Raw genomic sequence first — 13417 nt, forward strand, 5'->3', positions numbered from 1 at the left:
GGTCAAGCTACGCGATCGGCTTGAACGCCTCGTCGATGATCTCCTGCTGCTCGACGGCGTGCACCTTGCTCGAGCCCGAGGACGGGGCCGACATGGCGCGGCGGGAGATCCGCTTGATCCCGGTCAGCTTGTCGGGGATCAGCTCCGGCAGCGCCAGGCCGAACAGCGGCCAGGCACCCTGGTTCGCCGGTTCCTCCTGGACCCAACGGAACTCGGTCGCGTTCGGGTACCGGTCGAGGGTCTCGCGCAGGCGGCGGCTCGGCAGCGGGTACAGCTGCTCGATGCGCACGATCGCGATGTCCTCGCGGTTGTCCTTCTGCTTGCGGGCCAGCAACTCCCAGTACAGCTTTCCGCTGACCAGCAGGACGCGCTTGACCTTGGCGCGCTCGCCGCCGCCGGTCTCGTACTCCGGCTCCTCGAACACCGAGCGGAACTTGCCGGTGGTGAAGTCCGCGAGGTCGCTGACCGCAGCCTTGTTGCGCAGCATCGACTTCGGCGTGAAGACCACCAGCGGGCGTCGGATGCCGTCGAGGTGGTGACGACGCAGCAGGTGGAAGTACGACGCCGGGGTGGACGGCACCGCCACGGTCATCGAGCCCTCCGCGCACAGCTGGAGGAAGCGCTCGATGCGGCCCGAGGTGTGGTCAGGGCCCTGGCCCTCGTGGCCGTGCGGCAGCAGCAGCACGACATCCGAGAGCTGGCCCCACTTGGCCTCACCGGAGGAGATGAACTCGTCGATGATGGTCTGCGCGCCGTTGACGAAGTCGCCGAACTGCGCCTCCCACAGCACCAGCGCGTCGGGGTTGCCCACCGAGTAGCCGTACTCGAAGCCCACGCCGGCGTACTCGGTCAGCGCCGAGTCGTAGACCATGAACTTGCCGCCGTTGCCCGCGTTCGCCGCGATGGCCGCGATCGGGTTGTACTCGTCGCCGGTCTTGCGGTCGATGAGCACCGAATGGCGCTGGGTGAACGTGCCGCGACGCGAGTCCTGACCGGTCAGGCGCACCAGGGCGCCCTGCTCGACCAGCGAACCGAACGCGAGCAGCTCCGCGTACGCCCAGTCGATCTTGCCGTCGCGGGACATCTCCTGGCGCTTCTCGATGACCGGCTTGACGCGCGGGTGCACCGTGAAGCCCTCGGGCACGTTGACGAACGCCTCGCCGATCCGCTCGAGGACGGCCTGGTCGACGGCAGTGGTCAGGCGCGCGGGCGGGGTCTGGTCGAGCTCGACCGACTCCGACGGTTCCGGCTTGAACTTCTCCAGCTCGCGGACCTCGTTGAACACCCGCTCCAGCTGACCCTGGTAGTCACGCAGCGCGTCTTCCGCTTCCTTGAGCGAGATGTCGCCACGGCCGATCAGGGCCTCGGTGTAGCTCTTGCGGACGCTGCGCTTGGTGTCGATCAGGTCGTACATCGCTGGCTGGGTCATCGACGGGTCGTCGCCCTCGTTGTGGCCGCGGCGGCGGTAGCAGATCATGTCGATGACGACGTCCTTGCCGAACTCCTCGCGGTAGTCGACGGCGAGCTGCGCGACCCAGACACAGGCCTCGGGGTCGTCGCCGTTCACGTGGAAGACCGGCGCGGCGATCATCTTCGCGACGTCGGTGCAGTACTCCGAGGAGCGCGAGTGCTCAGGGGCGGTGGTGAAGCCGACCTGGTTGTTGACGACGATGTGCACGGTGCCACCGGTGCGGTAGCCGCGCAGCAGCGACAGGTTCAGCGTCTCCGCGACCACGCCCTGACCGGCGAAGGCGGCGTCGCCGTGCAGCATCAGCGGCAGCACGGTGAAGCCTTCCTCGCCCTTGTCGAGGATGTCCTGCTTGGCGCGGACGAGGCCCTCGAGGACCGGGTCGACGGCCTCGAGGTGCGACGGGTTCGCGGTGAGCGAGACCTTGATGTCGTTGTCGCCGAACATCTGGATGTAGGTGCCCTCGGCGCCGAGGTGGTACTTCACGTCGCCGGAGCCGTGCGCGGCCGCCGGGTTCATGTTGCCCTCGAACTCGGTGAAGATCTTCGAGTACGGCTTGCCGACGATGTTGGCGAGCACGTTGAGGCGACCGCGGTGCGGCATGCCGATGACGACCTCGTCGAGCTCGTGCTCGGCGCTCTGGTCGATGACGGCATCCATCATCGGGATGACCGACTCGGCGCCCTCGAGCGAGAACCGCTTCTGGCCGACGTACTTGGTCTGCAGGAAGGTCTCGAAGGCCTCGGCGGCGTTCAGCTTGCTCAGGATGTACTTCTGCTGAGCGACTGTCGGCTTGACGTGCTTGGCCTCGACGCGCTCCTGCAGCCACTGCTGCTGCTTGGGGTCGAGGATGTGCGTGTACTCGACGCCGATGTGCCTGCAGTACGCGTCGCGCAGGATGGACAGCACGTCGCGCAGCTTCATCCGCTGCTTGCCGTGGAAGCCACCGACGTTGAACTGACGGTCGAGGTCCCACAGCGTCAGGTCGTGGGTGGTGACGTCGAGGTCGGGGTGGCTGCGGAACTTGTCCTTGACGAACTGCAGCGGATCGGTGTCCGCCATCAGGTGTCCGCGGTTGCGGTACGCCGCGATCAGCTCGAGCACACGGGTGCTCTTGTCGATGTCCGTCGCGGAGATGTCCTGACGCCACCGCACGGGCTCGTAGGGGATGTGCAGCGAGTGGAAGACCTCGTCGTAGAACTCGTCGCTGATCAGCAGGTTGTGGATGGTGCGCAGGAAGTCGCCGGACTCGGCGCCCTGGATGATCCGGTGATCGTAGGTCGAGGTCAGCGTCATCAGCTTGCCGACGCCCATCTCGGCGATCTTCTCGTTGCTCGACCCCTGGAACTCGGCCGGGTACTCCATCGCGCCCGCGCCGATGATCGCGCCCTGGCCCTGCATGAGGCGCGGCACGGAGTGCACGGTGCCGATGCCGCCGGGGTTGGTCAGCGAGATCGTGACGCCGGACATGTCGTCGGCGGTCAGCTTGCCGTCGCGGGCACGGCGGACGATGTCCTCGTACGCGCCGTGGAACTGCACGAAGTTCATCTCGTCGGTGCCCTTGATGGCGGCGACGGCCAGCGCGCGGCTGCCGTCCTTGCCGGGCAGGTCGATCGCAAGACCGAGGTTCGTGTGCGCGGGGGTGACGACGTTCGGCTTGCCGTCGATCTCGGCGAAGTGCCGATTCAGGTTCGGGAACGCCTTGACCGCCTGCACGATCGCGTAGCCGAGCAGGTGGGTGAACGAGATCTTGCCACCGCGCGTGCGGGCGAGGTGGTTGTTGATGACGATCCGGTTGTCGAACATCAGCTTCGCGGGGATGGCACGCACGCTGGTGGCGGTGGGGATCGCGAGCGAGGCGGACATGTTGCGCGCGACCGCGGCGGCAGCGCCACGCAGGACCTTCGAGTCGGGCTCGGAGGCGGTGGCGGCGGGCTTCGCGGCGGAAGGGGCGGCGGGCGCGGGCTTGGCCGCGGGCGCGGGAGCTGCGGGCGCGGGCGGGGCTGCCGGTGCAGCTGCCGCCGGGGCCGGGGCCGGGGCTGCCGGTGCGGGGGCAGGCGGCGCGGCTGCGGCCGGTGCCGGCGGCGTGCCGTTCGTCGCGGCGTGCGCGGCGGTGCCGTTCGTCGGGGCCGGCGCAGCGGGCACCACGGGGGTGCTCACGCCGTTGCCGGCGCCGGAAGCATCTGGCGTGTAATCGGTGAGGAATTCGTGCCAACTCGCGTCAACGGATGCCGGGTCCTTTTGGAACCTCTGGTACATCTCGTCGACCAGCCACTGGTTCTGTCCGAATTGTGACGTAGAACTGCTGCTCACGGCAGGTGTTCGCCTCGTTTCTCTCTTGGTCCCAGATCAGCGCGGATAGACCTGAGGCTAGACCCCATCTGTGACGAGCGCGCACCGGGCGCCCGCCGAGTGAAGTACATCACTTCAGGCCGCCGGGTTCACTACTATCGATGACGGTTAGTCCCCGCGAATTATTCCCTTCCTGGCTCTGCGCTGCATCCCAGAGTCGCTCATAGTGACCACCGGCACGCCGCAGCTCGCCGTGCCGACCGCTCTCCACGATCCGCCCGTCGTCGATCACGACCACGAGGTCGGCCTGCGCTGCGGTCGCGAGGCGGTGCGCCACGATGACCGCGGTCCGGCGGCGGGTGAGCAGCCGGCCCGCCTCCAGCACGGTCCGCTCGGTCGCGGGGTCGAGCGTCGCGGTGGCCTCGTCGAGCAGCAGCAGGTCGGGGTCGACCAGCTCGGCGCGGGCGAGGGCGATCAGCTGTCGCTGCCCGGCCGACAGGCCCTGGCCTCGTTCCCCGATCGGCTGGAACATCCCGCCCCGGAAGCCTGCGATGGTCTGCAGCGCCCCGACCGCGCGGGCCGCGGCCACGATCTCGTCGCGGGTGGCGTCGGGCCTGCCGTAGGCGATGTTGCTCGCCACGTCCCCCGAGAACAGGTGCGCCTCCTGTGGGACCACGCCGAGGCGGCCGCGGTACCGGTGCAGCGGGTAGGCGCGCAGGTCGACGTCGTCGACGCGGACCGAACCGGTGCTCGGGTCGTAGAACCGGGCGAGCAGCTTGACCACGGTCGACTTGCCCGCTCCGGTCTTGCCGACGAGCGCGACGGTGGTCCCGGACTCGATCCGCAGGTCCACCCCGCTCAGCGCATCCCGTTCGGCGCCGCCGTAGCGGAAGCTCACCGCGCCGAAGGAGACGTCGCCGCGCAGGTGGCCCTCGATGGGAACGGTGTCGGATTGGGCCGCGGTCTCGATGGAACTAGAGGTGCGCAGCAGGTCACCGATGCGGCTCAGGCCGACGCTGGCCTGCTGATAGCCGTCGAACACCTGCGAGAGCTGCTGGATCGGACCGAACAGCAGGCCGAGGTAGAGGACGAACGCGACGAGCGTCCCCGCGGTGGCGTCACCGGCTGCGACCTCGCGGGCGCCGACCAGCACCACGGCGGCGAGCGCCAGGTCGGAGAGCAGCGTGATGAACGGGAAGAAGATCGAGATCGCGAGCTGCGAGCGCATCCGGCTGCGGCGGTAGCTGTCCGACCGCTCCGCGAAGCGCTCCGCCGCGAAGTCCTCGCGGCGATACGCCTGGGCGGCGCGTAGGCCTGCGATGTTCTCCTGGAAATCGGCGTTCACGATGGAGATGCGTTCACGCGAGACCGAGTACGCGACGGAGGACACCCGCCGGAAGATCAGGGTGGCGACGAGCAGCGGTGGCACCACGGCGAGGGCGACGAGGGCGAGGACGACGTCCGTGAGCAGCAGCGCCACCGAGATGCCGACGACGGTGAGCACGCTGACCACGGCGGTGGACAGGCCGGTCTGGAGGAACGACGACAGCGCGTCGACGTCGGTGGTCATCCGGGTCATGATCCGGCCGGACAGTTCGCGCTCGTAGTAGTCGAGTCCGAGCCGCTGCAGGTGGGCGTAGCTGCGCACCCGCAGGCCGTAGAGGACCTTCTCGCCTGCACGGGCGGTGATCACCGTCATCACCGCGACCACCGCCCAGTTGGCGGCCACCAGCGCGACCCCCGCCAGGGTCGCCCACCACAGCGCCGACGGCCGGTCGGGGACCACGCCGTGGTCGATGGCGAACTTCACGATCGACGGGAACAGCACACCCGCGAGCGAATCGAGCGCGAGGCACACGACCACCGCGGCCAGGATCCAGCGCACCGGCCGCAGCAGCGAGGACAGCCGGAAGTCGGGATCGGGTTTGCGGAGGCCTGCGTCGTCCATCCGCGGGTCCTCGGTCGCGGGCGGCAGCGCCTCGACCGCCGCCCGCAGCTCGGGGGTCGCCGCGACGTCGCCGAGGGCGCCCGCCATCGGTCCGCCACCACCGCCCCCGCCGCCGCGGCCGGAGGCGCCGCCGTGCCCGTGCCCCGCCGACGCGGCCGGATTGTCGGAGACGATCGAGCCGAACTCGGTGGGCGGCACCGTCTCGGGCCACAGTTGGTCGTCGGTGGGTTCGGGCCCGGCCGGCACCGGGGCCGGATCCGAGTGCGCACCCTCCGGGTCCGGGTCGGCGAGCAGTGCCCGGAACAACGGACAGCGCTCGTCGAGCTCGGCGATCGTCCCGCTGTCGATGATCCGGCCGTCGTCGAGAACGGCGACCCGGTCCGCCAGGGTCAGCGTCGAGCGCCGGTGCGCGAGGATCAGCGTTGTCCGATCGCGCTGGGAGCGCAGGGTGTCGAAGATCGCGGCCTCGGTGGCGGCGTCGACGGCCGAGGTGGCGTCGTCGAGGATCAGCAGCCGGGGGTCGACGAGCAGCGCGCGGGCCAGCGCGACCCGCTGGCGCTGGCCGCCGGAGAGGGTGAGCCCGCGCTCGCCGACGACGGTGTCGTAGCCGTCGGGCAGCGCCTCGATGAACTCGTCGGCCTGCGCCATCTTCGCGGCCATCGCGATCTCCTCGGCGCTGGCGTCGGAGCGGCCGAGGGCGATGTTCGCGGAGATGGAGTCGGAGAACAGGAACGGCTCGTCGAAGACCAGCCCGACGGCCTCGCGCAGCTGGTCGGCGCGCAGGTCCGACACGTCGATGGCCTGTCCGTCCGACGTGAGTCCCACGCTGCCAGCGGTGGGTGCGTAGAAGCGCGGGAGCAGCAGCGACAGTGCGGTCTTGCCGGACCCGGCCCGGCCGACGACGGCCACCGTCTCGCCGGGTGCGATGTCGAGGTCCAGGTCCCGCAGCACCTCGCGGCCCGTCTCGAAGCCGAACGTGACCCCGCGCAGCCGGACCCCGATCGGCCCCGGCGGCAACGGGATCGGCCGTGCCGGGTCCGCGACCGACGGCTCGGTGTCGATCACCTCGTAGACGCGTTCGACCGCCGCCCGCGACAGTTGGGCCATGATCACCACCGACGACAGCAGGCGGCTGATGTTCGACATGGTCGCCACGTAGGTCGCGAAGGCAAGGAAGGTGCCGACCGAGATCGAGCCGCGCAGCGCCAGCGCGCCGCCGAGGGCGATCACCCCGACCAGTCCGAGTTGCGGTAGCGCGGCCATCGTCGGGGTGAAGCGCGAATTGATCCTGGCGGCCCGCATCCGTTCGGCGTACAGGTCGCGGCCGAGGCCCTCGAGGTGCTGCACCGCCCTGGCCTCCTGCCCGAATCCCTTGACCACCCGGACACCGGTGACGGTTTCCTCCACGTGCTGGGCGAGGTCGGCGGCGCGTTGCTGGGCGGACCAGGTGGCCGCGTACAGCTTGGGCCGGATCAGCCAGACGACGAGCGAGACGGCCGGGACGACGAGCAGCGCGACAACGGTGAGCAGCGGGGAGAGGTAGGCCATCACCACGACTGCGAGCAGGAACTGGATCAGCGCGCCCGCGGACAGCGGGACCATGGCGAGCAGGCCCTGGACCAGCTGCAGATCGGTGATCGAGCGGGACACCACCTGCCCGGTGCGGATCTGGTCCTGGCCTGCGCCGTCGAGGCGTTGCAGCGAGCCGAGCAGCCCGAGTCGGAGGTCGTGCTGCACATCGATGGACAGCCGACCGGCGAGCATCCGGCGGCCGAACTGGCAGCCGAACCGGACCACCGCCAGCGCCGCGATGGCCGCGGCCACGGTGGCGATCATCTCGGTGGCGCCACTGGTGGCGTCGTCGATCGCCATCCGGGTCAGGAGCGGGAAGGAGATGTCGATGATCGCGGCGATCACCGTGACCGTGAGCGCGCCGAGCACGACGGTCCGGTGGGCCCAGCATTCGGCCGTGAGCCGACGTATCCAGCCGCGTTCGCTCTCCGAGTTCGCCATCGAAAACCACGGTAGCCCCGGGGTCCGACGCGGACGCCTCAGGCCTAGGTGATGTCGCGGGTCCGCGTCAGCCACCAGCCGAGGCCGCAGGACAGCGCCGCCCATGCCAGCAGTGCGATCGGCGCGAGCGGCCATGGCGCGGTGTCGGAGACCCCGTCGGTGGCCGCGCCGAGCACGGTGGACAGGGTCAGCGCGCCGGGCAACCACTGCACGACCGATCCCGCGCCGAACCCGGCGAGGATCGCGCCGACGATCATCTCGCCGACCGGATACCAGGCCAGCAGTGCGACCGCGGCGCCGATCGAGGAGGCGAGGGCCAGTCCGAGTCCGGCCCCGATCAGCGACCAGGCGACGGAGGCCAGCACCCCGGCGGCGAGTAGTCCCGCAAGCGCGCCATCGAATTCCAGGGCGCCGCCGAACGCCGTGAGGCAGATCGCCGCGAGGGCGAGGGCCGCGATCGCGTACAGCCCGCCGAACGCCGCCGTCACGATCAGTTTCGCGGCGAGCACCCGGTCCCGGTCCGAAGACGTGAGGAAGGTCGGAGTCAGTGTGCTGTACCGGAATTCGGTGCCCGCGTTGACCGCCCCGAACAGGCCGGCGAACAGGACAACCCAGCCGATCGTGATGAAGAGCCCGACGTTCGCCGCACTGGTGGTGAGTTCGGCGTCCATGGTGGTGAGGGTGTCGTCGACGGCCGCGAAGATCGCGCCTGCGAAGAGGGCGACCGCCAGCGGTGCGATCGCAAGGGCCCACCAGAAGCGCAGGGTGGTGACCTTGCGGAGTTCGGCGGTGAGCAGCGCGGTCATCGGGGACCTCCGTAGGGGTGGCCCGGCGGGTACTCGGCGGCATACCGGCCGGATGTCATCGACAGGAACACCTGCTCGAGGTCCACCGGCTCGGCGGTGGCGCCGAAGATGCGGACTCCTGCGGGCTGCGCGATGGCGGCGATCGTGTCGAGCTCGGCGCCGGTGACCGCGAGGCGGCCGTCGGGCAGCACCTGGGCGTCGGTGATCCCATTGGCGGCCAGGGCGATCGCAAGAGTGGCGGGGTCGGAGCCCGCGATCAGGATCCGCCCCTGGCGTGAGCGCCGCAGCTCATCGATGCCGCCCTGGTAGACGAGGCGGCCCTCGTTCACGATGACCAGGCGGTCGACGGTCTGCTCCACCTCGCGCAGGATGTGGCTGGACACGAGGACCGTGCGGCCGGATCGGGCGAACGCCCTGAGGAACTCGCGCAGCCAGGCGATGCCTTCGGGGTCGAGGCCGTTCGCGGGTTCGTCGAGGACCAGCATCTGCGGATCGCCGAGCAGGGCGGTGGCCAGCGCGAGCCGCTGACGCATGCCGAGCGAGAAGGTGCCCGCCTTCTGGTTGGCGGCCTGTTCGAGCCCGACCAGCGCCAGCACCTGCCGGGCTCGGGAATCGGGGAGTCCGGTCGCGGCCGTGTAGACGAGGAGATGGCCGAGCGCGGTGCGGTTCGGATGCAGGCTGAGCGAATCGAGCACCGCGCCGACCACGCGGGCGGGTTGCGTGAGCTCCGCGAACGGCACGCCCGCGACGGTGGCGGTGCCCGTGGTCGGACTCACCAGGCCGAGCAGCATGCGCAGCGTGGTGGTCTTGCCCGCGCCGTTCGGGCCGAGGAACCCGGTGATCGACCCCTGCGGCACGGTGAAGCTCAGATCCGATACGGCGTCAACGGTTTTGAACCGTTTGGTCAGTCCGATCGCCTCGAGTGCCGCCGGGTATCCCACTGCGCTCATGCCGTGCCCTCCCTCCGTGATGGCGTCAGCCTATCCGCGGAGGGAGGGGCGGGCCGATCGCCCGCGCGGTTTCAGTTCTGCAGGCCGAGCGCCGTGGCGAGCGCGGAGAGGGCGGGCAGCTGGTCGCCGTCGACGGGGAGCGCCTGGATGGCGACGTGGTTCGCGCCCGCGTCGAGGTGTTCGGTGAGGCGGGCGGCGATCGCGGCGGCATCGCCGTGCGCGACGAGGGCGTCGATCACCCGGTCGCTGCCGCCGTCGGCGAGTTCGGCCGCGGTGAATCCGAGCCGGGTGAGGTTCGCGATGTAGTTCTGCAGGTGCAGATACGGGTTCTCGACGACGGGGCGGCCGATCGCCCGTGCGGCCGCGGCGTCGGTGTCGAGCACGATCTTGTGCTCGGGTGCGAGAAGCGGTTCGGGGCCGAGCAACTCGCGCGCCTCGCGGGTGTGCTCGGGGGTGGTCAGGTAGGGGTGCGCGCCCGCGGTGCGGTCCGCGGCGAGCCTGAGCACGCGCGGTCCGAGGGCCGCGAGGACACGGCGTCCGGCAGGGACCCCTGCCGCGTCGAGTTCGTCGAGATAGGAGACGAGTGCCTGGTAGGGCTTCGCGTAGACCTGTCCCGAGTGCTCGGGATGACCGGCGCCGATGCCGAGCAGGAACCTGCCAGGGTGGCGCGCCTCCAGCCGGTGGAACGATGCGGCGACCTCGGCGGCGGGGGAGACCCAGATGTTGGTGATCCCGGTGGCGACGGTGAGACCGGTGGTCGCGTCGAGCAGGGACTCGGCGGTCACGAGGTCCGCGGGTGGGGAGCCGCCGAGCCAGACGGTGCCGTAACCCAGCCGTTCCAGCGCCTGCCCGAACTCGGGCGTCGCAAAGTACGCGGGCTGCCACACACCGATTCGGCCGAGGTCGGGGGTTTCTTCGATGACGCTCATGGGCTCTCCGTCCGATTTGCTTGCCATAGGGGTGCTTTGCGCAACCCCGACTCATGGGAGTTCATTCCGGCACCTGATTCGACGATTCTCGGCGGGTCGTAGCCTGCTGGTCATGGTGGTTACCGGGGGCAACGATCGGATGCTCGTGCTGCGCGCGAGCCTCACGCTGGCCGTCGCCATGGGGCTCGGCCGGTTCGCGTTCACGCCGATCCTGCCGCTGATGGTGAGTCAGGCGGGGCTGACCGCGGAGTCCGCGGCCACGTTGGCGACCGCGAACTACCTCGGCTACCTGGTGGGCGCGGTGGTGGCGATCTTCGCGCACTGGATCCCCAGGAGCAGGGCGGCGCTGCGGGTCTCGCTGGTTCTGTTGATCGCGACCCTGGCGTTGATGCCTGCGGCCGAGTCGATGTCGCTGTGGCTGACGCTGCGGTTCCTGGCCGGTGTCGCCAGCGCCGTCCTGTTCGTGTTCACCGCGCGGGTGGCGCACCAGCAGGTCACGGGCGGCGGGGACGGCGTCGGCTGGGTGTTCGGCGGCATCGGGGCCGGAATCGCGTTGTCCGGCTGCGCGCTTCTGGCGCTGGGGTCCGGCGGGTCGTGGCGGGTGAGTTGGCTGGTGGTGGCCGCGTTGGCGGCGGTACTGGCGTTGTTCGCGTGGTCACTGCCCGGCGGTGATCCGGTGGCAGCTGCCTCGGCGGGCGGTCCGACACCGGTGTCACGCCGGGCGCGGAGGAGGTTCGGCTGGTTGATGGCGGCCTACTTCTGCGAGGGCGTCGGATACATCGTGTCCGCCACGTTCATCGTCGCCGCGGTGGCATCCATCGGATCGGCGACCTGGCTGGGCAGCGCGGTGTGGATCGCGGTCGGGCTGGCCGGGCTGCCGTCCTGCGTGCTGTGGATCAGGCTGTCACGCAGGCACTCCCGGGTGGCGATGCTCGCGGTCGCGTTTGCCGTTCAGATCATCGGGGTTGGGGCATCGGCGCTCTTCGATTCGACGGCGGTGCAGTTGCTGGCGGCGCTGGCCTTCGGTGGCACCTTCATGGGGATCGTGATGCTGACGCTCGCGGAGGGCGCCGAACTCGTGGGCCCGCGTGCCCCCGCGATCGGCACGTCGCTGTACGGGCTCGGCCAGGTGCTCGGCCCGCTGATGGTCGCGCCATTGCTCGACACCGGTTACTCGCGCTCCCTCGCCGTGGCGGCCGGAATCCTGGTGCTCGGGTTGGCTTTTCTGGTGCCGCTGCTGCGCACCGGGCGGGTGGATGCGCCGGAACCGGAGCAGGTCGTCTCGCGCTGAATCGCCATTTCTGTCGGACCCCCGGCGTAGAATCGAATGCATGTTCGAGGGCGGCGGGGTGAGATCGGGTGCCGAGGCGGAGGTCGCCTCGCTGCTGGCCGACGTCGGCGCTCTCGACGAGGTGACCGTGTCCTGTCGGGCGGAGAATCGGTTCGCGGCGCGGAAGGTGTTGGCGGCGGGCCGGTTCTGGGAGTCGTGGATCGAACGCGATGTGCGGTTGGGGTCGGGCGACATCGTCGACTGCGGCAACGGGGCGATCGCCGAGCTGGCGGTGCGGATGGGCTGCTCGAAAACCGTGGCCGAGTCGTACGCGTCGTTGGGGATGGACCTGCGGCTGCGCCTGCCACTTGCCCGCGCCGCTTTCGAATCGGGTGAGCTGGACCTGCCCCGGGTGCGGGCGATCGCCCGGGCGACGACGGGCCTGAAGCCGGAGACCGTGGCCGCGTTGGAGCCGGGGATCGTGGCGGCCGCACGGCAGCTGACGCCGGGACCGTTGGCCGGGGAGATCGGTCGGCTGGTCTCGGAGTTCTCGGCGGAGGAGGCGGCCGCGCAACGAAACACCGCGCAGGAGTTGGGGCGCCGGATCGTCAAACGCTCACGCGGGAACACCTCCACCATCGAGGTCACGGTGTCCCCGGAGGAGGCCGAGCAGGTGATGCAGCTGGTCGCCGAGTTCGCGGCCACGGTGTGTCCGTTCGACAAGCGTGGCAGGCAGTGCCGGCTGGTGGATGCGGTGCTGGCGATGATGCACGGCGAGCCCTACCTGCGGTGCAGCTGCGGGCGCGAGGACTGCGCCCAGGCCGGACGGACCGCGTTGCCCGGCAGGCGGGCGCCGCTGACGCAGGTCACCATCGATATCGCGACGCTGCTCGGACTGTTGTCGGAGCCCGCGTATCTGCACGGCCACGGGTTGATCGACCCGGAGCTGGCACGCGCACTGGCCGCGGACGGGACGTGGCAGGCCCTGCTCACCGAGGCGCTGAACCTGGCCGAGGAACTCGGGCTGGTCACCCACGGCGAGGACGCGAACAGCCACAGCGCCCGTCGCGACGCCGACTGTCAGGACCGCGACCGTGGCGACGGAATCGAGCCGAGCGACCGCGAGTCCGGGGGAACGGTCGACGACATTGCACCGGAACCAGAGCCAGCTGCGGACGCCGAAGAACCCGAACCCGAAACCGATGGCGAGAGCTCTGTCCGCGCCAAGGCCGGCTCACTCATCCCCGAGACACCACCCCCATCGTCACCGCTACCGCCACGGTTCTGTGTGCGTTCCTACCTCGCCCGTGGCAGCCGCCGAAAAGCCGGGTACGTCCCCGAATACGCGACGCCGGCTCCACCGCGACCACGCACGTCACCACCGCCCCCGACCAGCATCGGCACCATCACCGACGCGATCCTCGCCGCCATCGTCCCCCAAGCACTTCGTGCAGGGGGTGCCCCCAGCAACCCCACCCTGGCCAGACCCGAACACCCCGACGGACACGGCGGCCACACCACCCCACCGGGCGGCGCCCTCACCTACCGCCCCGACGCCGCCACCATCGCGCTCGTCCACGCCCGCGACGGGCACTGCCGATTCCCCGGCTGCACCCGACCCGCCGCCGGATGCCAACTCGACCACATCATCGAATACCGCGCCCACGACCCCATCGCCGGTGGCTGGACCATCCCCGGCAACCTGCACTGCCTCTGCCGGTACCACCACCAACTCAAAACC

The 13417-nt window shown here is 70.2% G+C and carries 7 protein-coding genes; 2 read left to right on the forward strand and 5 right to left on the reverse strand.

Features of this window, described 5'->3' with window-relative positions:
* Positions 1–7 precede the first annotated feature (7 nt).
* The 5 genes from BR31_RS0121035 to BR31_RS0121055 all read right to left on the reverse strand — a co-directional run bounded on the left by BR31_RS0121035 (position 8) and on the right by BR31_RS0121055 (position 10406).
* A complete protein-coding gene (locus BR31_RS0121035; RefSeq protein WP_037177600.1) occupies positions 8–3781 on the reverse strand; it encodes a multifunctional oxoglutarate decarboxylase/oxoglutarate dehydrogenase thiamine pyrophosphate-binding subunit/dihydrolipoyllysine-residue succinyltransferase subunit in 3774 nt (1257 codons plus the stop codon).
* A gap of 109 nt (positions 3782–3890) precedes the next feature.
* Positions 3891–7721 (reverse strand): ABC transporter ATP-binding protein, encoded by a 3831-nt coding sequence (locus BR31_RS0121040; protein ID WP_027502702.1) that lies wholly within the window; start codon positions 7719–7721, stop codon positions 3891–3893.
* A 44-nt stretch (positions 7722–7765) separates the two neighbouring features.
* Complete coding sequence (locus BR31_RS0121045) at positions 7766–8527, reverse strand: ABC transporter permease (protein ID WP_027502703.1); 762 nt, start codon at positions 8525–8527, stop codon at positions 7766–7768.
* Positions 8524–9477: an ABC transporter ATP-binding protein gene (locus tag BR31_RS29605; protein ID WP_081830618.1), complete on the reverse strand. Its 954-nt coding sequence runs from the start codon at positions 9475–9477 to the stop codon at positions 8524–8526. The genes BR31_RS0121045 and BR31_RS29605 overlap by 4 nt, the downstream gene beginning before the upstream one ends.
* 71 nt (positions 9478–9548) lie before the next feature.
* A complete protein-coding gene (locus BR31_RS0121055; protein ID WP_027502704.1) occupies positions 9549–10406 on the reverse strand; it encodes an LLM class F420-dependent oxidoreductase in 858 nt (285 codons plus the stop codon).
* A gap of 112 nt (positions 10407–10518) precedes the next feature.
* Here BR31_RS0121055 and BR31_RS29610 point away from each other — a divergent pair, with 112 nt between their 5' ends.
* Both BR31_RS29610 and BR31_RS30740 read left to right on the forward strand, forming a co-directional pair.
* On the forward strand, positions 10519–11697 hold the full coding sequence (locus BR31_RS29610) for a YbfB/YjiJ family MFS transporter (protein ID WP_051637624.1): 1179 nt from the start codon (positions 10519–10521) through the stop codon (positions 11695–11697).
* A 40-nt stretch (positions 11698–11737) separates the two neighbouring features.
* Positions 11738–13417, forward strand: a 1680-nt coding sequence (locus tag BR31_RS30740; RefSeq protein ID WP_027502705.1) for an HNH endonuclease signature motif containing protein, incomplete at its 3' end; no start/stop codon positions are given.

The organism is Rhodococcus sp. UNC363MFTsu5.1, from assembly GCF_000686785.1.
GTDB lineage: Bacteria > Actinomycetota > Actinomycetes > Mycobacteriales > Mycobacteriaceae > Rhodococcus_G > Rhodococcus_G maanshanensis.

What these genes read in the sequence shown, in the direction of transcription:
- BR31_RS0121045 (WP_027502703.1), bottom strand. Translation starts at nt 8,527, where the DNA reads ATGACCGCGCTGCTCACCGCCGAACTCCGCAAGGTCACCACCCTGCGC.
- BR31_RS0121040 (WP_027502702.1), bottom strand. Translation starts at nt 7,721, where the DNA reads ATGGCGAACTCGGAGAGCGAACGCGGCTGGATACGTCGGCTCACGGCC.
- BR31_RS29610 (WP_051637624.1), top strand. Translation starts at nt 10,519, where the DNA reads ATGGTGGTTACCGGGGGCAACGATCGGATGCTCGTGCTGCGCGCGAGC.
- BR31_RS0121055 (WP_027502704.1), bottom strand. Translation starts at nt 10,406, where the DNA reads ATGAGCGTCATCGAAGAAACCCCCGACCTCGGCCGAATCGGTGTGTGG.
- BR31_RS29605 (WP_081830618.1), bottom strand. Translation starts at nt 9,477, where the DNA reads ATGAGCGCAGTGGGATACCCGGCGGCACTCGAGGCGATCGGACTGACC.